Raw genomic sequence first — 23961 nt, 5'->3', positions numbered from 1 at the left:
ACCCCAAACCCTCTGCTTGCGCAGGGGGTTTTTTATTCTCCGTTACTTCCCACTGCCCAGCCGATACGCCAGCGCTACCACCAGCGACTGCACGAGGCACAGCGTCGCCGACTGCGAACGAAACGCGTCAACCTGCGCCTCTTTCACCACAAAACAGAGATCGCTGAAGGTGGCCAGCGGGCTTATCTGGCTGTCGGTGATCACAATCTGCCGTGCGCCGACGCTGGCGGCGGTTTCGCTGACCATCACCGTCTCTTCCGCATACGGCGAGAAGCTGATCGATACCACGATGTCCTGCGCCTTGATGCGGTTGATCTGCTCACGCAGCATCCCCCCCATTCCGTCGAGCAGAATAGGGCGGCACTCCAGGTGGCTCAGGGCGTAGGTCAGATAGGCGGCGACGCTAAACGAGCGGCGTAACCCGGCGATATAGATTGTGTCGGCGTCGGCCAGCAACTGCACGGCGCGTTCCAGCATCTCCGGCTCGGCGCGGGCGGCCAGCTGCTGGAGGGCCTGCGCATTTGAACGGGCGAACTCCTGCAGAATATCGAGCGGGGTTTCCGGGACGGCCTGACTTTCCATTTCGCGAAACAGCCGGGCGCGGTCACTGTAGCTGGCGGTCTCTTCCACCAGGTTCATGCGAAACAGCTGTTTCATCTCGTTGAAGCCGGTGAAGTCAAAAGCATTGGCAAAACGGATCAGCGTTGACGGCGGCACATCGGCACGCTCGGCAATGACGGCGACCGTATCAAAGGCCACGCTGTTGGTATTATCCAGCACATAGCGGGAGACCTGCTGCAGCCTCTTGCTCAGGCTATCGTAGCGATCGCGGATTTGCTGCTGCAGCTCATTCAGGCTGGTTGCTGTGGTCATTTTACCCCCTATGCATAGTTTTATGATTCTAAACGCAAAACCGCGTCTTTTAAATGCCGGCCGTCCATCTGGCCTCAAAAATGAAACAGAAGCTTCACGCATTTCAACGCCTGAAATGCCTTAATAGCGCAGGCTGCACCAGTGATGGTGGCTGTTAACATAAAAATCCATCCTTGATCACAATAATCATCATTTATTTTATTTCAACTTAAAGTGGAATATTTGTTTCATATATAGTGTTCAGGTAACAGTCACGTATCAACAGCGAGAGGTTAAGGATGGAGACGGTAGCGAATTTTATTCACGGCGAGTGTGTCACCGGTTCAGGCCAGCGCGTTCAGGCAATCTTCAACCCGACCACCGGAGAGCAGATCCGCCAGGTGGTGATGAGTACGGCACAGGAAACCGAACAGGCGATTGCCGCAGCACAGCAGGCATTTCCTGGCTGGGCGCGTCATTCTCCACTTAAACGCGCACGCGTGATGTTCCGCTTCAAAGCGCTGCTGGAAGAGAACATGGAGCGCCTGGCCCGCATCATCAGCGAAGAGCATGGCAAAGTCTTCTCCGACGCGGTGGGCGAGCTGACCCGCGGCCTGGAGGTGGTGGAGTTTGCCTGTGGCATCCCGCATCTGCAAAAAGGTGAGCACTCCGCTAATGTCGGCACCGGTGTCGACAGCCACTCGTTGATGCAGCCGCTCGGCGTATGTGCCGGGATCACGCCGTTTAATTTCCCGGCAATGGTGCCGATGTGGATGTTCCCGATTGCGCTGGCCACCGGCAACACGTTCGTGCTGAAACCGTCGGAAAAAGATCCCTCTCTGGCGCTCGCGCTGGCAAAACTGCTGAAAGACGCCGGCCTGCCAGACGGCGTGTTTAACGTGGTGCAGGGCGATAAAGAGTCGGTTGACGTGCTGCTGACTGACCCGCGCGTGCAGGCTGTGAGCTTTGTCGGTTCAACGCCGATCGCCCAATACATTTACGAGACCGCCTCCGCCCACGGTAAACGCTGTCAGGCACTGGGCGGGGCAAAAAACCACTGCATCTTAATGCCGGATGCCGATATGGATATGGCGACGAACGCGATTATGGGCGCTGCCTTCGGCGCGGCGGGAGAACGTTGCATGGCGCTGTCGGTGGTGCTGGCGGTGGGGGATAACACTGCTGATGAACTCTGTTCCCGGCTGGAAAAACAGATTGCCGCGCTGCGCGTCGGACCGGGTCTGGACCAGACGCCAGAGAACGAAATGGGGCCGCTTATCTCCTCGGCACACCGTAACAAAGTGCTGGGTTATATCGACAGCGGGGAAACTCAGGGAGCCCGCCTGCGCGTGGATGGCCGTGGGTTCAGCGTGAAAGGCCACGAGCAGGGCTATTTTGTCGGACCAACGCTGTTCGATAACGTCACGCCGGAGATGACCATTTATAAAGAAGAGATTTTCGGGCCGGTACTTTCTGTGGTGCGTGTTGCAGATTACAGCAGCGCGGTGGACCTGATTAACCGGCATGAATATGGTAATGGCTCGGCAATATTTACCCGTGACGGTGGCTGCGCGCGCCGCTTCTGCGAAGAGGTGCAGGCGGGGATGGTTGGGGTGAACGTGCCGATCCCGGTGCCGATGGCGTTCCACAGTTTTGGTGGCTGGAAGCGTTCGATCTTTGGTGCGCTGAATGTCCACGGCAACGACGGCGTGCGTTTCTACACCCGAATGAAAACCATCACCGCACGCTGGCCGGAAATGCAGCAGGAGACTGGCGCTGCGTTCTCCATGCCGACGCTGGGCTGACAGGAGGTTTTATGCAAACCGAACGTATGACCATGGCTCAGGCCCTGGTCAGATTCCTTAATCAACAATATGTCTCCATTGATGGACACGAAACGCCCTTCGTGGAGGGCGTGGCGACCATTTTTGGTCACGGCAACGTGCTGGGTATCGGCCAGGCACTGGAGCAGGATCCTGGCCACCTGCAGGTGATGCAGGGGTGTAACGAACAGGGCATCGCCCATATGGCGACCGGATTCGCCAAACAGCATCGCCGTCGGCGCATTTTTGCCGTCACCTCATCCGTCGGGCCCGGCGCGGCTAATATGGTGACGGCCGCGGCGACCGCCACCGCGAACCGCATTCCGCTCCTGCTGTTACCGGGGGATATCTATGCCAGCCGCCAGCCCGATCCGGTTTTGCAGCAAATCGAGCAGTACCACGATCTCAGTATCAGCACCAACGACTGCTTCCGTCCCGTTTCACGCTACTGGGACCGCATTAACCGTCCCGAACAGTTAATGAGCGCGATGTTAAATGCGATGCGAACGCTTACTGACCCTGCAGCGACGGGGGCAGTGACCATTTGCCTGCCGCAGGACGTACAGGGCGAAGCCTGGGATTATCCCCTGAGCTTCTTTGCGCGTCGCGTGCATCACATTGAACGCCGTCCGCCTGACCCCCAGCGTCTGGCCCAGGCACAGGCGTTGATTGCCCGTAAACACCGTCCGCTGGTGGTGTGTGGCGGGGGCGTGCGTTATTCCGGCGCGCATGAGGCATTTCGGGAATTTGTCGAGACGCTGCAGCTGCCGTTTGCCGAAACCCAGGCCGGAAAGGGGGCGCTGGTAAGCGATCACCCCCTTAATCTGGGGGGGATCGGTGTGACGGGCGGAATGGCCGCTAACCAGCTTGCACCCAGGGCGGATTTGGTGATTGGCATCGGCACGCGCCTGACGGACTTTACCACCGGCTCCAAAGCGCTCTTTTCCCATCCGGACGTCGAGTTCCTGCTTTTGAATGTCGCCGAGTTTGATGCCCTGAAACTGGATGCCACGGCGCTGATTGCCGATGCGCAAACCGGGCTGCACGCGTTAACGCAGGCGCTCCCCGCGTACCGAAACCACTGGGGAGAGGAGATTGCTCAGGCGAAATCTGCCTGGCATGAGGAGTGCCAGCGCTTATGGGGCCGTCAGTGGCATCCCGACGATGCGCCTGAAGTGGCAGGGCACCTTGATGCGCAGCTGGCGGAATACGGTGAGGCGCTCAACACCCGTCTGACCCAGACGCGGGTGCTGGGGCTTATCAATCAACATATTGAAGATAACGCCATCGTTGTGGGCGCGGCCGGATCGCTGCCCGGGGATTTACAGCGCCTCTGGCAGGTGAAGACGCCGGACAGTTACCACCTGGAGTACGGCTACTCCTGCATGGGGTATGAGATTGCCGCGGCGATAGGCGCGAAGCTTGCCAGCCCGCATCAGCCGGTTTACGCCATGGTGGGGGATGGCTCCTACATGATGCTGCACTCCGAGCTACAAACCGCGGTGCAGGAGGGGATTAACGTCACCGTTTTGCTGTTTGATAATGCCAGCTTCGGCTGCATTAATAACCTGCAGATGGGGCACGGGATGGGGAGCTTCGGTACGGAAAACCGTCATCGAAATCCAGATTCAGGCCGGCTTGACGGACCGCTGGTAAAAGTCGATTTCGCCCAGAACGCGGAAAGCTACGGCTGTCGCGCGTGGCGGGTCCACGACGAGCAGAGTCTGCTGGCGGCGCTGGCGGCGTCGCGGGCGCATCCTGGCCCAACGCTGCTGGATATCAAAGTGCTGCCGAAAACCATGACCCATGATTACGCGTCATGGTGGCGAACCGGTGATGCGCAGGTCGCGGGATCGCCTGCGGTGCGCAAAGCCGCCGAGCAAACCCAGGCGCAGGTAAAAAAAGCACGCCAGTATTAAGTATTTCCCGCCATAACGAAATTTTCATTTCATTTTTCACTGCCTTCATTCTCACCCTCTCCCGTCACGGGAGAGGGCACACCTGTCGCCATTTTGTCTCCTGTGTTTCTGTGGCAAGTGCATCGCGGCGCGGCTGCAATGTTGTGATATTGATAACAAAATTTATCTCAATCATCTCAAAAGTGTTAACCCACACTCAAAAATATAATTTCACTATTTATAAAAATGAAATAAATGTTTTATTTAAGGGGTCGTTAGTTCACAGCATTCACCAACACCGGGAGCCGTTATGTTTAACATTGCTTTACTGGGCGCTGGCCGAATTGGCCAGGTACATGCAGCTAACATCGCCAGCCACAGTGAGACCACGCTCTGGTCTGTGGTCGACCCGAATCAGGAATTTGCCACCCGCCTCGCCACGCAATATCAGGCTCGTTTGCAGAGCCTCGAGGACGCGATGAGCGACCCAAACGTTCATGCCGTGCTGATCGCGTCTGCGACGGACACCCACGCGGATCTGATTGAGATGGCCGCCCGCCACGGCAAAGCGATCTTCTGTGAAAAGCCGGTACACCTGGATCTTGCCCGCGTGCGCGACTGCCTGAAAGTGGTTAACGAGTACAACGTACCGCTGTTTATCGGTTTTAACCGCCGCTTTGACCCGCAGTTTCGCCGGGTCAAAACCGAGGTGCAGGCCGGGCGGATCGGCAAGCCCGAATCGCTGCTGATTATCTCCCGCGACCCGTCCCCGCCACCGGCGCAATATGTGCGCGTTTCCGGCGGTATGTTCCGCGACATGACCATTCACGATTTTGATATGGCGCGCTTCATCATGGGCGAAGAGCCGGTGTCGGTGTATGCCCAGGGCAGCAATCTGGTGGATCCGGCGATTGGCGAGGCGGGGGATATCGATACCGCGTTTATCGTACTGAAGTATGCCTCCGGCGCGATGGCGACCATCGTCAACAGCCGCCGCTCTTCTTACGGCTACGACCAGCGCCTGGAACTGCACGGCTCAGAAGGCCTGCTGTGCGCGGGCAATATTCTTGAAAATCAGGTGCAGCACTACGGCAAACAGGGCTGCACCGGCGCGCTGCCGGAACACTTCTTCCTGCAGCGCTACAAATCCGCTTACGCCGCGGAATGGGAACACTTTGTTGCGGTGCTGCGCGGCGAAGCGACGCCTGACTGTAGCGGCGATGATGGTGAACGTGCGCTGTACCTGGCGGATAAAGCGCTGGAATCCCTGCGTAGCCAGCGTGAGATCGTCCTCTAAACACAACCACCCTACACAGAGAGACATAATAATGAAAAAACTGATCTTAGCCGCCCTCATCGCCATGACCGCCGGGGCAGCAATGGCCGAAAACGAGCAAATAGTTTTCAGTACACCAAACCTGGCGATGCCGTTTGAAGTTCACATGCAGCGTACCGCGGTAAAAGCCGCAAAAGAGATGGGCGTAAAGCTTCAGGTTCTGGACGGGCAGGGCAGCTCGCCGAAACAGGTCGCTGACCTGGAAAACGCCATCACCCGTGGTGCGCAGGGGTTCATCGTCTCCCCGAATGACGTCAATGCCGTCTCCAGCGCGGTGGATGAAATTCAGGATGCGAATCTGCCCGTTGTGACGCTTGACCGCTCCGTCGACAGCCAGAAGAAGGTGCCGCATTTTGGTGCCAACAACTACAAAGGCGGCCAGGCGATTGGCGACTTCGTTAAAAGCAAATTCCCCAACGGGGCAGACATTATTCTGCTCACCGGCCAGCCAGGTTCCTCCTCCAACATTGAACGTACCAAAGGGATCCGCGACAGCCTGAAGGCGGGCGGGGACAAGTACAAGATCGTTGCCGATCAGACCGGCAACTGGATGCGTTCTGAAGGGATGCGCATTGTGGAAAGCGTTCTGCCGTCACTGCCGAAACGCCCACAGGTGATCCTCTCCGCCAATGACGACATGGCACTGGGCGCAATTGAAGCGCTGCAGGGCCAGGGCGTGAAGCCAGGCGAAATTCTGGTGACCGGATTTGACGCGGTCCCTGAGGCGCTGGCGCGCGTGCGCGACGGCTGGCTGGCGGTCACGGCGGATCAGCGCCCGGGCTTCGCGGTACAAACGGCGATGAGCCAGCTGGTGGCCAACGTGCGTGAGAAGAAAGCCATCACCGGCGCGGACTACCCGCCAACGCTTATCACCAAAGAAAATCTGCAGCAGGCTGAGCGCATCAGTGAGGCCGGTAACTGATTTATCCTGAGCCGCCGCGCAGGTGGCGGCTCACTATTAAGGAGGAGCAGACCGATGTCGCAACCCTTACTGAAAGTGACCGACCTGGCAAAAAGCTTTTCTGGTGTCTGGGCGCTGAGCAGCGCACAGCTCACCGTCGGTGCCGGGGAGATCCACGCGCTGCTGGGTGAGAACGGAGCGGGGAAATCCACGCTGCTGAAAGCCCTGGCGGGCGCACAGCCGCAAACGCGCGGGGATATCTGGTTCAACGGCGACACGCTGCCGGTGGACGATTCACCGGTTGAGCGGCAGAACAAGGGCATTATCACTATCTATCAGGAATTTAACCTGCTGCCCAATATGACCGTCGCGGAAAACATGTTTCTCGGGCGTGAGCCGCGTAAACGTAACCTGATTGTCGACGAAAAAGCGGTGAACCAGGAGGCGCAGGTGATCCTCGATTATCTGCAGCTGAACGTTGCGCCAACCACGCCTGTCGCCCGTCTGAGCGTAGCCCAGCAGCAGATGGTCGAGATTGCCCGGGCGCTGACGCTGAACGCCAGGCTGATCATCATGGATGAACCCTCCGCGGCGCTGAGCGACAGCGAGGTGGAAAGCCTGCACCGCGTGGTGCGCGAGCTGAAAAACCGGGGGGTGAGCATTATTTACGTTACCCACCGACTGCACGAAGTTTTCCAGCTTTGCGATCGCTTTACCGTTTTCCAGGACGGCCGTTTCACCGGCAGTGGCGCCGTGGCGCAAACCAATGTCGAGCAGCTGATCCGTCTGATGGTGGGGCGTGACGTGGCCTTTAATCGTCGTCCCGCCAGCGAAACCCATCATGAAAACAAGCCGGTCCGTCTGGCAGTAAAAGGGCTGAGCCGCGAAAAACCGCCGCTGGATCCGCACGGCATTGCCCTGCATGACATCAGCTTCCATGTCCACGCCGGAGAAGTACTGGGCATTGCCGGCCTGGTGGGGGCAGGGCGTACCGAAGTGGCGCGCTGCCTGTTCGGGGCGGATGCCTTTACCTCGGGCAGCTTTGAGCTGGACGGCGTCCCGTATCAACCGCGCGACCCAATGTACGCCCTTGAGCAGGGCATCGCGCTGGTCCCGGAAGATCGCAAGAAAGAGGGGGCGGTGCTGGGGTTATCGATTCGCGACAACCTGTCGCTCTCCAGTCTCTCTTCTCTGATGCAGTGGCGCTGGTTTGTGAATACCCGCAAAGAGGACGATCTGATTGAGTCCTACCGCAAGGCGCTGCAGATCAAAATGGTCAACAGCGCGCAGGAGGTGCGCAAGCTCTCCGGCGGTAACCAGCAGAAAGTTATCCTGGCGCGCTGCATGGCGCTGAACCCTCGGGTGCTGATTGTCGATGAGCCGACGCGCGGTATCGACGTGGGCACCAAGTCGGAAGTGCACCAGGTGCTGTTTGATATGGCCAAACAGGGCGTGGCGGTGATCGTGATCTCCTCCGATCTGCCTGAAGTGATGGCGGTATCCGATCGGATCATCACGCTCAGTGAAGGCCGGGTGACCGGTGAGATCCACGGCGACGACGCTAACGAAGAGCGGCTGATGACGATGATGGCCATCAACCACAACGCCCTCAACGCGGCATAACGGAGTTTTCCATGACGCAGATGATTTCTAAAACGCAGGTTCCGGTGAAACGCAGCGGACGCCTCGATCCTATCGCCTTCTTCGAGCGCTTCGGGGTACTGATTTTCATGATCCTGCTGCTGATTTTCTTTCAGTCGCAGAACAGCAATTTTTTCTCTGAACGCAATATTTTCAACATCCTGACCGAGGTGTCCATCTACGGGATCATGGCCGTGGGGATGACCTTCGTCATTTTGACTGCCGGTATCGATCTTTCTGTCGGCTCCATCCTGGCGGTCTGCGCCATGACCGCCGCATACGTGATTAAGGGCGACAACTTCACCACCGTTGATCCGAACGCCTGGGGCGGCATGAGCTGGCTGATTGGGCTGGGGATTTGCCTGGCGATGGGCACGGCGATTGGCTTCCTGCACGGCCTGGGCGTAACCCGACTGCGCCTGCCGCCGTTTATCGTCACGCTCGGCGGGATGACCATCTGGCGTGGTCTGACGCTGGTGATTAACGACGGCGCGCCCATTGCAGGTTTCGACCCGGGTTACCGCTGGTGGGGACGCGGGGAGCTGCTTGGCATCTCCATTCCAATCTGGATTTTCGCCATCGTGGCGCTTGGCGGGTACCTGGCGCTGCATAAAACCCGCTGGGGACGCTTCGTCTATGCCATCGGCGGTAACCCGGAGGCAGCGCGCCTGGCGGGGGTCAACGTGAAGCGCGTGCTGGTGAGTGTCTATGTGCTGATTGGCTGTCTGGCGGGACTGGCGGGCTTCATTCTCAGCGCTCGTCTTGGCAGTGCGGAAGCGGTCGCCGGGATCTCCTTTGAACTGCGCGTTATCGCCTCGGTGGTCATCGGCGGCACTTCGCTGATGGGCGGCTATGGACGCATCGGCGGCACCATCATCGGTTCCATCATTATGGGGATCCTGATTAACGGTCTGGTGCTGATGAACGTCTCGGCCTATTACCAGCAAATAATCACCGGATTAATTATCGTTCTGGCGGTGGCATTCGACACCTATGCCAAGAGCCGCCGCGGCGCATTGTGAGGATCAGGATGAAAGAGGTTCGTATTGGATTGATTGGCACCGGGTATATCGGCAAGGCGCATGCCATCGCCTATGCCCAGGCGCCGACGGTATTTACCCTGCGCGGCAAACTGGTGCGCGAGATGGTGGCGGAAGTGACACCCGCGCTGGCGGCAGAGCGGGCGCAGGCCTTTGGCTTCAACCGCTCAACCGGCGACTGGCGGGCACTGGTGGCTGACCCGGCGATTGATGTCGTGGATATATGCTCGCCCAACCATCTGCATAAAGAGATGGCGCTGGAGGCCATTCGCCACGGTAAGCATGTCTACTCGGAAAAGCCGCTGGCGCTGAATGCCCATGACGCACGTGAAATGGTGGACGCCGCGAAGCGGGCAGGGGTGAAAACGCTGGCGGGTTTTAACTACATGAAAAACCCGACGGCACAGCTGGCGAAAGAGATCATCGCCCGCGGCGAGATTGGCGAGGTGATCCACTTCTACGGTACCCACAACGAAGATTATATGGCCGACCCGCTTTCTCCCATTCACTGGCACTGTTTTAAAGAGACCGCCGGGCTGGGTGCACTGGGGGACCTGGCGGCGCATATCGTCAACATGGCGCAGTATCTGGTCGGGGACATTCAGCAGGTCTGCGGTGATTTAAAAATTGTTGTGCCTGAGCGCCCGGCGCAGGCCGGTTCGTCGCAAAACGTTGCGGTTGAAAACGAAGATCAGGCACACGCGATGGTCCGTTTCGCCGGCGGAGCACAAGGGGTGATTGAAACGTCCCGCGTCGCCTGCGGGCGCAAGATGGGACTGTCATACGTGATAACCGGCACCAAAGGGGCCATCAGTTTTACCCAGGAGCGGATGGCGGAACTGAAGCTCTATCTGCATGACGACCCGGTAAACCGCCAGGGATTCCGCACGCTGCTTGTGGGTCCGTCACATCCGGACTATGGCGCGTTTTGCATGGGGGCGGGCCATGGTATCGGCTTTAACGATCAAAAAACGGTGGAAGTACGCGACCTGGTCGACGGTATTGCCGCTGATGTGCCGATGTGGCCGGACTTTGAAGAGGGCTGGAAGGTTTCGCGGGTGCTGGACGCCATCGCACTCTCGCACCAGGAAGGCCGCTGGCTGAACGTGAACGACATTGTCTGATGAGGTATCAACGTGGAAAAGCAGTTTGATGTGATATGCATGGGCCGCGTGGCGGTAGACCTCTACAGTCAGCAAATTGGTGCCCGTCTTGAGGATGTGTCGAGCTTCGCGAAATATCTCGGCGGCTCGTCCGGCAACGTGGCCTACGGGACGGCGCGTCAGGGGCTGCGCTCATCGATGCTGGCACGCGTCGGTGATGAACATATGGGACGCTTCCTGCGAGAAGAATTACACCAGGTGGGCTGCGATACCAGCCATCTGATCACCGACAAAGAACGCCTGACGGCGCTGGTGCTCCTCGGCATTAAAGACCGGGACACCTTTCCACTGATTTTTTATCGCGATAACTGCGCGGATATGGCCATCACGGCCAGCGATGTGGATGAACGCTACATTGCCTCCGCACGGTGCCTTGCCATCACCGGGACCCATCTCTCGCACCCTCAGACCCGTGACGCGGTGTTGACGGCGCTTAACTATGCCCGCCGTCACGGTGTTCGCACGGTGCTGGATATCGACTACCGGCCGGTACTGTGGGGGCTGACCTCATTAGGGGACGGGGAGACGCGCTTTATTGCCGCAGAAAACGTGACCCGTGAACTGCAGGAGGTGCTGCACCTTTTCGACGTCATTGTCGGCACCGAAGAAGAGTTCCACATTGCAGGTGGCAGTACCGATACCCTGCAGGCGCTGGGTCGCGTGCGCGCCGTGAGTAACGCTACGCTGGTTTGCAAGCGTGGAGCGCTTGGCTGTTCGGTGTATACCGACGCTATACCGCCCCGGCTGGATGAGGGTCTGACGGTGACCGGCGTGCGCGTTGAGGTGCTGAACGTGCTCGGTGCGGGCGACGCGTTTATGTCCGGCCTGCTGCGCGGCTACCTTAACGACGAAGGCTGGGAGCAGGCCTGCCGCTATGCCAACGCGTGTGGTGCGCTGGTGGTGTCCCGCCACGGCTGTGCCCCGGCGATGCCGAGCAAGGCTGAGCTGGACGACTACCTGTCGCGTGCGGCGTCGGTGCCGCGTCCCGATCTTGATGCGCGCCTGAACCATCTGCACCGCGTCACCACCCGCCGCCGTGAGTGGCCGGAGCTGTGCGTGATGGCCTTCGATCATCGCAGCCAGCTGGAAGATATGGCGTTGCAGTGCGGGGCATCCCTGAAGCGCATCCCGGCGCTGAAGCAGCTTATTCTGCAGGCCAGCCGTGAGGCGGCCAGCAGCGCAGGGCTTGAGGGCAAAGCCGGTCTGCTGTGTGACGGCACTTTTGGTCAGGACGCCCTGAACGCGATTACCGGTGAAGGGTGGTGGATAGGCCGCCCTATTGAGCTGCCGGGCTCCCGGCCGCTGGAGATGGAGCACGGTAACATCGGCACGCAGCTCATCAGCTGGCCGCAGGAGCATGTGGTGAAATGCCTGGTCTTTTTCCATCCGGAAGATGCGCACGGCCTGCGTCTGGAGCAGGAGCAGAAAATCGCAGAGGTCTACCACGCCTGCTGCCAGTCCGGTCATGAACTGCTGCTGGAGGTGATCCTGCCTGCCAGCATGCCGCGCAGCGATGAGCTTTACCTGCGCGCCATCTCGCGTTTTTACAACCTGGGGATTTATCCCGACTGGTGGAAACTGCCGCCGCTCTCTGCCGATGGCTGGACGGCGCTGAGCGAGATGATTGAACGTCGGGATCCGCACTGCCGTGGCGTGGTGATCCTCGGGCTGGACGCCCCGGCTGAGCAGCTTCGTGCTGATTTTAAAGCCGCCTCGGGACACGCGCTGGTGAAGGGCTTTGCCGTAGGACGCACGCTGTTTGGCGATGCGTCCCGTGCATGGCTGAAACACGATATTGACGATGCGCAGCTGGTGGCACGCATCCGGGACAATTACCTGCAGCTTATCGCCTGGTGGCGCGAGCGCGGACACGCATAATTCAGGAGATGACAATGAGTGTGCAATTAGGCATTAACCCGCTGACATGGACGAACGACGATCTGCCTTCACTCGGTGCGGAGACGCCGCTGGATACCTGTCTGAGCGAAGGGAAAGAGGCCGGTTTTGCCGGTTTCGAACTGGGCAATAAATTCCCGCGTGAGGCGCGCCTGCTTGGCCCCATTTTGCAGCGCCACGATCTGCAGCTGGTCTCCGGCTGGTATTCAGGGCGTCTGCTGGAGCGTAGCGTGGAGGAGGAGATTGCCGCCGTGCAGTCCCACCTGACGCTGCTGCGCGAACTGGGGGCAAAGGTGCTGGTATTCGCCGAAGTGAGCGGCTGTATTCACGGCGAGCAACAGACGCCGGTTCATCTTCGCCCGCGCTTCCCGCACGCGCGCTGGAAAGAGTACGGCGAGAAGCTGACCGCTTTTGCCCGCTACACGCAGCAGCAGGGGGTGCAGATTGCCTACCATCACCATATGGGAACGGTCATTGAGTCCGCTGAAGATGTCGATAACCTGATGACCCATACCGGTGAAGAGGTGGGCCTGCTGCTGGACACGGGCCATCTGACCTTTGCCGGGGCTGATCCGCTGGTGGTGGCCCAGCGCTGGGCATCGCGCATTAACCATGTTCACTGCAAAGACGTGCGCGCCGACGTGCTGGCGGACGTCAAAAACCGCAAAACCAGCTTCCTTGATGCGGTGCTGAGTGGGGTCTTCACCGTACCGGGTGACGGCTGCGTGGACTATCCGCCTATCATGCGGCTGCTGAAGGCGCAGGATTATCACGGCTGGCTGGTGGTGGAGGCGGAGCAGGATCCTGCTATCGCTCACCCGCTGACCTACGCCCGTCTGGGGTATAACAACCTGAGCCGCATGGCGCGCGACGCCGGGCTTATCTGAGGAGGTGACATGTCACGTCTGTTATCACGCTGGCAACCGCCGAGTGCGGAGGGCCGCACCCAGTCCGTCACGCCGGAACGCGCGGGCTGGGGATACGTTGGCTTTGAAGCGTATGAACTGCAGGAAGGGCAGACGCTGACGCTGCCCGCCGTCAGCGAAGAGCGCTGTCTGGTGCTGGTGGCCGGACGGGCCTCTATCAGCACACCTACCGCGCAGTTTACTGACATCGGCGAGCGGATGAGCCCGTTTGAGCGCATAAAGCCCTGGGCGGTCTACGTCACGCCGCAGGAGATGGTGCAGATTAAGGCGCTGACGACGCTGGAGCTGGCGGTCTGTGCCGCACCCGGCAAAGGATCCTTCCCGACACGGCTTATCGCTCCGCAGGATATCGACGCGCAGGCGCGCGGCAAAGGCCATAACCAGCGCTACGTGCACAACATTCTGCCGGAAGATCAACCCGCCGACAGCCTGCTGGTGGTTGAGGTCTGGACCCACGAAGGCTGCACCAGTTCATACCCGAGCCATAAGCACGATACGGATAATCCACCGCAGGAAACCTACCTGGAGGAGACCTACTATCATCGCCTCAATCCCGGGCAGGGGTTCTGCATGCAGCGGGTCTATACCGACGACAGGTCGCTGGATGAGTGTATGGCCGTTTATAACCGCGACGTGGTGATGGTGCCGAAGGGCTACCATCCGGTGGCGACGCTGGCTGGTTATGACAGCTACTATCTCAACGTGATGGCCGGTCCGGTGCGAAAATGGATGTTCACCTGGGAAGACGATCACGCGTGGATCAACCGCGACTATCCACGTTGACGTTGCAGAAGCCCGCACCCCGCGGGCTTTTTTTATCACCCTTATCCTGTTTTGCGCGTTACCCACCAGAACACCAGCGCCACCAGGCTCACCGCTGCGCCAGTCAGGCAGACGCCCTGCCAGCCCGCGATGGCATACGTCATCGTGGTGCTCAGCGCGCCCAGACCGCTGCCGACGGCATAAAACAGCATATAAAGCCCGACCAGCCGGCTATGCGCCTCGGGGCGGGCGCGAAAGATCAGGCTCTGGTTGGTGACATGCAGCGCCTGCCCGCCCAAATCGAGCAGCACGATGCCAATGAGCAAAATGCCGAGCGAACGATCCATCAGTGAAATCGGCCACCACGCCAGGAGTAACAAGACCAGTGCAGCCGCGCTGGTGCGCCGGGCATATCCTCGATCGGCCCACTCTCCGGCCCGGGTTGCCGCTAACGCGCCTGCCATTCCGGCCAGGCCAAAAGCACCAATGGCGGTATGCGATAAGTTATAGGGTGGGGCACTTAACGGCAGCACCAGAGCGCTCCAGAAAATATTGAACGCAGCGAACATCAGTAAAGCCAGTACGCCGCGCACCTGCAGGACTTTTTCTTCCCGCAGCAGGGTCAGCATTGAGTGAATCAGGCGCGGGTAACTCATCGTTTCAGGCACCGCAGGCAAGCGGGGCAGCCTCCACCACAGCGGAAACGCAATAATGACCATCAGCCCGGCGGCAGAGAGATACACGCCACGCCAGCCCGCGATATCACTGATGCCTCCGGAGACGACGCGGGCCACTAACAGGCCCATAAATACCCCGCCTTGTGCCGCACCAATAACGCGGCCTTGCTCATGCGGCGACGCGGCGTTGGCGGCATAGGCGATAAGCCCTTGCGTCATGGCCGTTCCTGCCATGCCGGTGGCGAGCATACCCACCAGCAGCATCGTTGACGTCTGCGCCATGCCGACCGCGACCAGAGCGGCGACCAGTACGACAAGCTGTAGAGCCATCAGGCGCCGGCGATCCACTTTATCCCCCAGAGGAACCACGAACAGCAGAGCCAGAGCACAGCCAATCTGCGTGGCGGTGACCACGCCGCCAATGGCACCATGGCTGATGCCAAAGTCTCTGGACAACGCGTCAAGCAACGGCTGTGCGTAATAGACGTTGGCCACGCTTAAGCCGCTGGCGAGGGCGAACAGCCACACCAGGCTACGCGGCATGTCGCCTGAGCGGACGTGCCCGGTTTTTCGATCTGACGGTAGTGGTGACGCGTGTGACATGTTCAAATCCTCGCCCTGGGTAAAGTGGTTTTAAAAAGAAACCAGTTGAAGGCTAGGCTATGCAGTTTTAAAATGCAACCAGTTATTGTTGACTGACCTGCCGGGGTAACGCTGTGCCGTCTCGTAAACCGATTGAACAGGAATTCTGTCCCGTTGCCCGCAGCGTCGATCTGATTGGCGATCGCTGGTCGCTTCTGATTGTGCGTAATGCTTTTGACGGCATGCGCCGTTTCGGGGATTTTCAGCGGGATCTCGGGGTTGCGCGTAACATTCTGGCTGACCGGCTGCGCAAGCTGGTCGACGCGGGCATTCTCGCGATGCAGGGGGCGTCAGACGGTACGTCGTATCAGGAATATGTCCTGACGGACAAAGGCGAAAGCCTGTTTCCCATCGTCGTTGCGCTTCGCCAGTGGGGAGAGCAGCATCTGTTTGAACGCGGGGAGCGCCACTCGCTGTTGATCGACAGGCGTACCGGCAAGCCGGTTCCCCTGATGGCGCCAGCAGCGCAGGATGGAACGGCGCTGAAGGCGCAAGATACTGAAGTGCAGAAAGTGAAGTAACCCGACGCTCTGCAAGCCCGCGCTACGCGGGCTTTTGTTGCATTCTTAATGGTTTATTATTGCCTGCTCAATCGTGCGGGCAATATCATCCGGTTGACTCACCATCGACACGTGGCTTGCTGCCACTTCCGTGGTTTTCGCGTGGATCGTTTTCGCCATCGCACGTTCAAGCTCCGGGTTAATCATCCGGTCATTTTTGCTGACCACAAACCAGCTTGGCTTTTCATGCCAGGCCGCATGGCTCACTTTTTCCGCAAACGCGTCGGCCTTGATCGGCCCCTGAGTGGCTGCAATGGTCTGCTGTTCAACGGCGCCTGCATCCGGTGCGAAGTCTTTCATCACGGCTTCTGGCGGGAGATACAAATACCCGTCTGCCGTTTTTGCGATATCCGCACTCCCCGCTGGCGGTGGGTAACTTCCCGCCAGGTCCGCCGTCGACTGGCCGGAATCAGGCGCAAAGGCCGCTACGTACACCAGGTATTTTACCCGTGCATCGTTGCCCGCTTCGCTGATCACCGTTCCGCCCCAGGAATGACCTACCAGCACCACATCGCCCTGCGCCCGTGCAATGGCGCGCCGGGTGGCGGCAACGTCATCTTTAAGCGACGTGAGCGGCAGCTGGACGGCAATCACCTCGGTATGCTGTTTTTGCAGCCGGGTAATGACCTTGTTCCAGCTGCTGCCATCGGCAAACGCGCCATGGACCAGCACCACGCTGGTTTTGCTCTCAGCAAAGGCGCTGGCTGAAAGCGCCAGCAGACCGGCCGTCAGTACAGAGCGTGCTTTCATTGTCTGGCTCCTTAAAAATGATGAACCGTTGCGTGAGGCGGTACGGTGAATTCAATGGTTTTATGGTCGATGGGTTTATGCGTGGGGTCGGCCAGAATTATGGTCACTTTATGCTTCCCGGCGGGTAACCCAACCAGAATGATTGGCTCTCCGCTGGTATCGGCCCAGTGCCAGGGGGCGTCATCCACCACGACATGGATATGGCCGATACGTGGTGTGACCTTCAGCGCATCGGGCCCGAATACCGGCTCGATGCGCAGGTTTTCAGCCCGGTATTGAATAAAGACCGCCCCCTTGCTCAGCGGGCCGGCAAGCGGTGGATCGACAATCAGCTTAGCGGCCGGCTGTGGACGTTCCAGCGGGGCAACAGCGGCAGGGCCGTTGACGTCGGCAGCGCTGAGGTTATCCAGCGGTGCGGCCCAGGAGCAGGTTGCTGACGCCAGAACAAGTGCAGGGAGCAGTAAATAACGACGGATCATCTGAGTCTCTCCTCAATCGGTTTCAAATTCGGTTTCAAACAATGACAGACACAGAAAACCATTTTTATGTATCCGGGATGTTTGCGGGGAACGGCGTTTTGTACCGGCTTGTCAGCGTGGCGCTCCGGATACAGTGGGATACATTTCATTATTCCGCGCGGGGTCGGCACTGCGCACAATCGCTATCGCCAGCCCGGCAATCACCAGCGACAGCGCGGTGGAAACCCACATTGCGCCGGCGATCCCCAGCGTTTTGTTTAGCCACGCATAGGCAAACGGCGATGCCGCGGCCATAAGCTGTGCGGGAATGAGCAGCATGCCGGTGCGGCGGGCATAGCTTTCGGCGCTGAAAAGCGTCAGCGGCAGGGTGGCTTTTACTATCGTCATCAGCCCGTTGATGGCGCCGTAGCCCAGCACAAAACCGGCGGCACACCCGACAAACAGCGAGCTGCTTAACCCGATCACAAAGCAGAGCGGCATGGCGAGGGCGGTCAGGAGCGTCAGGTTGAGCGGGGTTAAGCGTGCACCCGCCAGCACCTCCGTGGCGCGTGCGCCCGTCTGGCCAACTCCCCACAGCATGCCGATGGCGGCCGGCAGGCCAAAACTGGCAATAAACTCTGGCAGATGGGTGGACGTGCCGTTAGAGACAAAGGTCATGAGGGCAATAAACGTGGCATACCGCCAGCCGTTACGCCGTTCCTGGCGCACGGGCGGCGCGGTAACGTGCGGGGGGGCCGCCAGCCGCTGGTGGGGAAGCGTGCGAATCAGCACCGCGCTCAGCAGGCCAAAGAGGGCGTAGATCTGCAATGCGTATTGCCAGCTCATCACTTTCAGCAGCCCATCACCCAGCGGCCAAAAAACCGCTGAGGCCAGACCGCCAGCGAGCGTGATGTGCGAGATCGTTCTGCGTGCCTGCTGACCGTACAGGTTCACCAGCGCGGCGAACAGCGCATCATACAGCGACAGCCGCATCCCGATACCGGCAACCAGCCAGGCACCGTACCAGCCGAACAGCGTCTGCGTATATGCCATGCCCGCGCAGCTTGCGGCAATCAGTAACGTTCCGCTCATCACCACGTTCTGCCCGCCAGCGTACGCCAACAGTCGGGCGACAAAAGGGGAGACCATCGCCATTACCAGCATCGCCAGCGTCAGGCCGAGGTAGAGCTGCGGTGATGACCACCCCCGGTCGGCCACAATCGCCTGGGCAAAGGTCCCGGGCATATAAAACGAGATCCCCCAGTTGATAAGCTGATGACAACCTGCCCGGAGGGCGAGGTGACGGGGAAGGGCAGGTGTTTTCATTGTTTTTCATTCCGTTATGCAGTTGTCCTGAGCATAGCGAGCGCGCTATTGTGCTGGCAGGTCTGCCACCTTATGCGCTGTATAAGAGAAACTTTGAATGACAACGCTCAACCTGGGCTATCTCGCGACGTTCCGTCTGGTTATCCAGCGCGGCAGTTTTTCCGCGGCGGCGGACCTGCTGGGCATTTCCCAGCCGGCCGTCAGCCTGCAAATCCGCCAGCTGGAGCAGTTTCTGCAAACCCGGCTGGTAGAGCGTACCGGGCGGGGTATCAAACCCACGGCTGCCGGGCAGGCGTTGCTGGTGCACGGGGAGCGTATTCAGCAGGCGGTGGATGAAGCCATTCGGTCCGTGAGTGAGTTCAGCCACGACGTGAGTGGCACCATTACGCTTGGCACGGGCGCAACGGCCTGCATTCATCTTCTGCCGCCGCTGTTGCAGCAGCTCGGGCGTGACTATCCGCTTCTCAGAGTGGGCGTGACGACCGGCAATACGCTCGACATCGTCCGGGCAATTGAAGAAAACCGACTTGATATGGGGCTGGTGACGTTACCGGTGAGCGGAAGAGCGCTCGACGTTACGCCTGTGATGGACGAAGAGTTTGTTTTTATCGCGTCGCTGGACCAGCAGGACGGTTTTCAGTCGTTGACGCCGGCTGCGTTGCACGCGCAGCCATTCATTGCTTTTGAATCAGGCAGCGGCACCCGGGCGCTGATCGACGGCTGGTTTGCGGCCGAGGGGCGAATCCTCACACCGGTGATGCAGCTGGGCAGCATCGAGGCGATCAAGCGGATGGTACGTGCGGGGCTTGGCTACAGTATCGTGCCGCGTATGGCCGTAGACCTGGCGGCTGACCGCGAAGGGCTACGCGTGATGTCACTCACGCCCGTGCTGCAGCGACAGCTGGCTGTGGTGATGCGCCAGGATAAAATCCTGAGCAAAGGAATAGCAGGGATAATTCGGATATTACAAAATCCTTCGACGCGTTAGCGATCGGCTGAATCAACGGTCAGGCTGGATTGCTGTGACTGGGCCTTGTCCTGATGGTGATACCAGGCGCCAATAGAGGAGTAAACGAAGCGGCCGAAGAAAAACAGGAAGCTGATAAGCAGTATGATGCGGGTCATCCGGGTGTTGAACTGATGTCGTTTTCGCATACGCGTGGCCTGACTCACTGTGTTTTTCCTGGGCATGCCCTTTTGGGCGACAGGGATATTAAGGCACAGCGGGAAGAGAGGGTCAATTCGCAAATGTGTAAATAACCGTCAATAGTTACATTAATTAATGTTATTGAAATTAATAATTGCATTTACCATATTGATAATATGAAGAAAACTATTTCAAAAAAAATGTAAGAAAGGATCGTTTGAGTAAATTAGTTTGATTTAAGTCAACGGTTTCCCTGGCCTGGTATTTAAAATCCCACCTCCATACTGTTCGCCCCGCACGTTGTCGGGCGGCAGGTACGTCAGGTTGGATGCCTGTCTTCATTTCCCTCTGGAGCGAAAGGGGTTTAAACGGGCATCTATGAACATTATTTCTTTCCTGAAAAACAATAAAGACCGCTGGTGGGCTTTACCGCTTATTTTACCGGTGGGTTTACTGCCTGTATTAAGCGTTGCCAATACCTTTACCCGATTGGGCGATGGTCTGGTGGCACTCTATTATTTACCTCTCTCCTTTCTGCTTTCGGTGATGATGTTTTTTGGTCTGGAAGCGCTTCCCGGCATCGTATTGTCACTGTTCATCCGCTACTACCCGTCGGTTGGGTTGTTCGAAACCATCGCCGGCATTTTTCATTTTATTGTCCCTGTTGTGCTCAGCTGGGGGGGTTATCGGGTGTTTGCGCCCAGACGCAGCATGACGGCTTACGGGGATGTCAGACTGATGGCGCAGCGTATCTTCTGGCAGGCCTTTTGCCCCGCGACGCTGTTTCTGCTGCTGTTCCAGTTTGCCCTCTATCTGGGTGTGTATGAGAGCCGTCAGAGCCTCGAGGGGTTGACCCCGCTTAATATTCGTACGCTGATTAACTATCAGGCGCTGCTGGTCAGTGGGCTGACGGGCGTGCCGTTAAGCTATTTACTGATCCGTCTGATTCGCCATCCGCGGTATATCAGAAGTCTTGTCTCGCAGGTGCGAATGCAGATAGACAAAAAGGTGACGGTTATTGAATTTCTGCTGTGGGCCATTGCGCTTGGCGGGCTGCTTACCCTGCTGCTGCTCCCGATGAACGAAAACAGCTCGATTTTCACCACCAACTACACCCTGTCGTTGCTGATGCCGGTGATGTTGTGGGGAGCGATGCGGTTTGGCTATAAGCTGATGTCGCTTATCTGGACCCCGGTGCTGCTGGTGTCCATCCACTATTTTTATCGTTATATCCCTCAACAGTCCGGGTATGACATTCAGCTGGCAATTACCTCTTCCAGCTATCTGGTCTTTTCGTTTGTGGTGATTTACATGTCGATGCTGGCCACCTGCCAGCGCACCGCGAATAAACGTTCCCGCAGGCTGGCGCTACTCGACCCGGTTGTCCATATGCCGAATCTGCGGGCCTTGTCGCGCGATCTTGCCAAAAACCCGTGGTCGGCGCTCTGTTTGCTGCGCATTCCGGAGCTGGAGGTGCTGGGCCGAAATTACGGGGTGTTGTTGCGGATCCTGTATAAACAGCAGCTGGCGCAGTGGGTCAATGGCACCTTGCAGCCCAGTGAGCGGGTCTATCACCTCACCGGCTGTGACCTGGCGGTTCGCCTTAACGCGGAATCGCACCAGCAACGCATTGAGGCGCTGGACGAGCATATTAAACAGTTCCGCTTTGTCTGGGATGGGATGCCGCTGCAGCCTCAGGTGGGCGTGAGCTACTGCTATGTGCGCTCACCGGTGACCCATCTCTATCTGGTCCTCGGTGAGCTGGGGGTGATTGCCGATCTGTCGATTTCGACCAACCATCCGGAAAATCTGCAGCAGCGCGGTGCTGTCCATCTCCAGCGTAGCCTGAAGGACAAGGTTGCGATGATGAGCCGTCTGCAAAGTGCGCTCGACAGTAACGCGTTTACTCTGCTGGTCCAGCCGGTTTGCGGCGTGCGGGGCGATTGCTACCACGAGGTGTTGCTGCGGATGTCGGATGCAAACGGGGCGTTGCTCTCTCCCTTGCAATTCCTGCCCGTCGCCCAGGAGTTTGGTCTGTCGTCTCGGGTTGATTTGTGGGTACTGGAGAACACGCTACGCTTCCTGGCAGAGCATCGGGTACATCTGCCTGGCCAGCGTTTTGCCATTAATCTGGGCCCTTCCACCGTGTGCCGTGCGCAGTTCCCGGCTGAGGTGAGTCGTCTGCTGGCGAAATACGCCGTCGAACCCTGGCAGCTGATATTTGAAGTGACCGAGTGCAGCACCTTCGGCAGTGGAGAGCAGGCGCTCCATACCCTCAGGCAGTTGCAAAAAATGGGGGTACGCATTGCGATTGATGATTTCGGTACCGGATATGCGAGCTACGCGCGGCTGAAAAGCGTGGACGCCGATATCCTTAAGATAGACGGAAGCTTTATCCGCAATATCGTCAACAACAGTCTGGACTATCAGATAGTGGCCTCGATTTGCCATCTGGCGCGAATGAAGAAAATGCTGGTGGTCGCGGAGTATGTCGAAACAGAAGAGATACGTAGCGCGGTTCACGCGCTAGGTATCGATTATGTGCAGGGTTATCTGATTGGCAGACCGGTGGCGCTTGAGTCACTGCTGGAAGCAGAGGTGTCGCCGGTCGAGGCCTGAGGGGTTACGCCGCGACGTCTGAGCTCTCTTCTTCGATTTTGAGTAGCCAGCCGGTGACCGCTTCCCAGTACTGCTGCTCTTTTTCCAGATCCAGCAGCACCAGCGCATTCTGGCTAAACCAGTCTGGCGGGAAGCTCAGGGTCCAGTGGTTGTCATCCGTTTTGAGCTTCAGCGTGGGCGGGGTGGTGGTGGCCTGACGCTGGTTATTGAGCAGCACGCCGAGACGCAGCAGCTGGATAAGCGGCAGGAATTGCTTCTTCTTAAACAGCGTGAAGCGCGGCAGATCGTCAAGCTTGATGGCTTTACGATGGTAGCGCACCAGGGTCGCCATCATAGTTTGCTGCTCCTGGTTGAAGCCAGGCAGATCGCTGTTTTGCAGGATATAGGCTGAGTGGCGGTGCATTCCGCTGTGGTTAATATTCAGTCCCACTTCGTGCAGCATCGCTGCCCATTTCAGCAGGGCGGCAAGCTGCGGATGCGCCAGCTTAGGGTTCTGCTCCTGCCACTGGTCGTATATCTGAACGGTTGTTTCCAGCACGCGCTTCGCCTGTTCGCGGTCGATATTGTACTGGTTTGCCAGGCTTTGCGCGGTGCGGCTACGAATATCCTGATGGCGGAAACGGCCTTCCATTTCATACAGCACACCTTCACGCAGCGCGCCGTCGGAAAGACGAAGCTCTTTAATTGCCAGCGCATCAAATACGCCGCACAGAATAGCCAGCCCCGGTACGAATACCGCTTTGCGCTCGTCGGAAAGACCCGGCAGGCTTAAGGCGTCAAAGCTTTTATGTTTCAGCACCTCTTCGGTCAGCAAGGTCAGGCGCTCTGGGGTGATAAACCCATCTTTTTCACCCATCGCCAGCAGCACTTCATGTGCCGCTTTGATGGTGCCCGATGCGCCCAGCGCTACGTTCCAGCCCTGAATACGGTACTGCCAGGCCAGGTTCTCCAGTTTCTGGATAGCGGCCATGCGCGCGCGCTGGAAGTTTTCGCGGCTGATTGCGCCACCCGGGAAATACATCTGCGCAAAGCTGACGCAGCCCATACGACGGCTTTCGACCAGACGCGGCTCAAAATCTTCGCCGATCACCAGTTCCGTAGAGCCGCCGCCGATGTCGATGACCAGCTTGCGTCCTTTTTCCGGCTGAGTGTGTTCAACACCCATGAAAATCAGTCGGGCTTCCTCGTTACCGGAGATGATCTCAATGGGGTAGGGGATCACTTTTTCGGCCCGCTTGAGGAATTCTGGCGCATTCAGCGCCTGGCGCAACGTGTGGGTGCCCACAATGCATACGCTGGAGGGCGAGAAGCCCTGCAGGCGTTCAGCAAACAGCGACAGGCAGTTTAAGCCTCGCTCCATTGCCTCTTCGCTGAGCATGCTGCGCTCATCAAGACCATCCGCCAGGTGTACACGCTGCTTCAGACGACCGATGATCTGCAACGCGCCATCCACCTCACGGGCGATGACCATGTGGAAACTGTTAGAACCAAGATCGACCGCGGCGAATTCCTGCGGGCGTGGGGTCTTATCATTTATCGGCATA

General features: G+C 58.6%; 20 protein-coding genes. 13 read left to right on the top strand and 7 right to left on the bottom strand.

Features of this window, described 5'->3' with window-relative positions:
- Nucleotides 1-42: 42 nt before the first annotated feature.
- Complete coding sequence (locus JTA15_RS11720; protein WP_020883041.1) at nt 43-873, bottom strand: MurR/RpiR family transcriptional regulator; 831 nt, start codon at nt 871-873, stop codon at nt 43-45.
- Between the two features lie 278 nt (nt 874-1151).
- Between JTA15_RS11720 and JTA15_RS11715 the strand changes: the two genes are divergently transcribed.
- The 10 genes from JTA15_RS11715 (at nt 1152) to iolB (ending at nt 14259) form a co-directional block, all read left to right on the top strand.
- Nucleotides 1152-2657 carry a CoA-acylating methylmalonate-semialdehyde dehydrogenase gene (locus tag JTA15_RS11715; RefSeq protein WP_219372324.1) on the top strand — a complete coding sequence of 502 codons (1506 nt, stop codon included), beginning with the start codon at nt 1152-1154 and terminating at the stop codon, nt 2655-2657.
- A gap of 11 nt (nt 2658-2668) precedes the next feature.
- Nucleotides 2669-4594, top strand: coding sequence for a 3D-(3,5/4)-trihydroxycyclohexane-1,2-dione acylhydrolase (decyclizing) (gene iolD / locus JTA15_RS11710; RefSeq protein ID WP_219372323.1), 1926 nt, complete (start codon nt 2669-2671; stop codon nt 4592-4594).
- Between the two features lie 289 nt (nt 4595-4883).
- Nucleotides 4884-5870, top strand: a complete 987-nt coding sequence (gene iolG / locus JTA15_RS11705) for an inositol 2-dehydrogenase (protein ID WP_025203474.1) — start codon at nt 4884-4886, stop codon at nt 5868-5870.
- 31 nt (nt 5871-5901) lie between these two features.
- On the top strand, nt 5902-6831 hold the full coding sequence (locus JTA15_RS11700; protein WP_020883045.1) for a sugar ABC transporter substrate-binding protein: 930 nt from the start codon (nt 5902-5904) through the stop codon (nt 6829-6831).
- Nucleotides 6832-6885: 54 nt separating this feature from the next.
- Nucleotides 6886-8433, top strand: coding sequence for a sugar ABC transporter ATP-binding protein (locus JTA15_RS11695; RefSeq protein ID WP_014171148.1), 1548 nt, complete (start codon nt 6886-6888; stop codon nt 8431-8433).
- A gap of 11 nt (nt 8434-8444) precedes the next feature.
- Entirely contained in the window at nt 8445-9473 is a 1029-nt protein-coding gene (locus JTA15_RS11690; protein WP_014171147.1) for an ABC transporter permease, read from the top strand.
- Nucleotides 9474-9481: 8 nt separating this feature from the next.
- Nucleotides 9482-10615, top strand: a complete 1134-nt coding sequence (locus JTA15_RS11685; protein ID WP_219372322.1) for a Gfo/Idh/MocA family protein — start codon at nt 9482-9484, stop codon at nt 10613-10615.
- 12 nt (nt 10616-10627) lie between these two features.
- Nucleotides 10628-12532 carry a 5-dehydro-2-deoxygluconokinase gene (gene iolC / locus JTA15_RS11680; protein ID WP_063156697.1) on the top strand — a complete coding sequence of 635 codons (1905 nt, stop codon included), beginning with the start codon at nt 10628-10630 and terminating at the stop codon, nt 12530-12532.
- Between the two features lie 14 nt (nt 12533-12546).
- Nucleotides 12547-13437: a myo-inosose-2 dehydratase gene (gene iolE / locus JTA15_RS11675; RefSeq protein ID WP_219372321.1), complete on the top strand. Its 891-nt coding sequence runs from the start codon at nt 12547-12549 to the stop codon at nt 13435-13437.
- A 9-nt stretch (nt 13438-13446) separates the two neighbouring features.
- Entirely contained in the window at nt 13447-14259 is an 813-nt protein-coding gene (iolB, locus tag JTA15_RS11670) for a 5-deoxy-glucuronate isomerase (RefSeq protein ID WP_160890412.1), read from the top strand.
- A gap of 41 nt (nt 14260-14300) precedes the next feature.
- On the opposite strand, the gene JTA15_RS11665 is transcribed toward iolB, so the two are convergent.
- Nucleotides 14301-15518, bottom strand: coding sequence for an MFS transporter (locus JTA15_RS11665; RefSeq protein ID WP_052445454.1), 1218 nt, complete (start codon nt 15516-15518; stop codon nt 14301-14303).
- 113 nt (nt 15519-15631) lie between these two features.
- Here JTA15_RS11665 and JTA15_RS11660 point away from each other — a divergent pair, with 113 nt between their 5' ends.
- Nucleotides 15632-16078, top strand: coding sequence for a helix-turn-helix domain-containing protein (locus JTA15_RS11660; protein ID WP_047743060.1), 447 nt, complete (start codon nt 15632-15634; stop codon nt 16076-16078).
- A 45-nt stretch (nt 16079-16123) separates the two neighbouring features.
- Here JTA15_RS11660 and JTA15_RS11655 read toward each other — a convergent pair whose 3' ends face one another.
- From JTA15_RS11655 to JTA15_RS11645, 3 genes are all read right to left on the bottom strand, one after another.
- Complete coding sequence (locus tag JTA15_RS11655) at nt 16124-16867, bottom strand: alpha/beta fold hydrolase (RefSeq protein ID WP_219372320.1); 744 nt, start codon at nt 16865-16867, stop codon at nt 16124-16126.
- Between the two features lie 11 nt (nt 16868-16878).
- Nucleotides 16879-17346 (bottom strand): DUF6130 family protein, encoded by a 468-nt coding sequence (locus JTA15_RS11650; RefSeq protein WP_020883054.1) that lies wholly within the window; start codon nt 17344-17346, stop codon nt 16879-16881.
- A gap of 111 nt (nt 17347-17457) precedes the next feature.
- Nucleotides 17458-18651: an MFS transporter gene (locus JTA15_RS11645; RefSeq protein WP_078774690.1), complete on the bottom strand. Its 1194-nt coding sequence runs from the start codon at nt 18649-18651 to the stop codon at nt 17458-17460.
- Nucleotides 18652-18748: 97 nt separating this feature from the next.
- Here JTA15_RS11645 and JTA15_RS11640 point away from each other — a divergent pair, with 97 nt between their 5' ends.
- Nucleotides 18749-19639, top strand: coding sequence for a LysR family transcriptional regulator (locus tag JTA15_RS11640; RefSeq protein ID WP_219372319.1), 891 nt, complete (start codon nt 18749-18751; stop codon nt 19637-19639).
- Here JTA15_RS11640 and JTA15_RS11635 read toward each other — a convergent pair.
- Nucleotides 19636-19806 (bottom strand): YfgG family protein, encoded by a 171-nt coding sequence (locus JTA15_RS11635; RefSeq protein ID WP_020883056.1) that lies wholly within the window; start codon nt 19804-19806, stop codon nt 19636-19638. The genes JTA15_RS11640 and JTA15_RS11635 overlap by 4 nt on opposite strands.
- 370 nt (nt 19807-20176) lie before the next feature.
- Here JTA15_RS11635 and JTA15_RS11630 point away from each other — a divergent pair, with 370 nt between their 5' ends.
- Entirely contained in the window at nt 20177-22417 is a 2241-nt protein-coding gene (locus JTA15_RS11630; protein ID WP_219372318.1) for an EAL domain-containing protein, read from the top strand.
- 4 nt (nt 22418-22421) lie between these two features.
- Here the strand turns inward: JTA15_RS11630 and ppx are convergent, their stop codons facing one another.
- A complete protein-coding gene (ppx, locus tag JTA15_RS11625) occupies nt 22422-23960 on the bottom strand; it encodes an exopolyphosphatase (RefSeq protein WP_020883058.1) in 1539 nt (512 codons plus the stop codon).
- Between the last annotated feature and the right edge of the window lies 1 nt (nt 23961).

The sequence above is a fragment of the Enterobacter sp. BIDMC 29 genome, assembly GCF_019378755.1.
Lineage (GTDB): Bacteria > Pseudomonadota > Gammaproteobacteria > Enterobacterales > Enterobacteriaceae > Enterobacter > Enterobacter ludwigii.
This window is presented reverse-complemented; position numbering and strand designations above follow the sequence as displayed.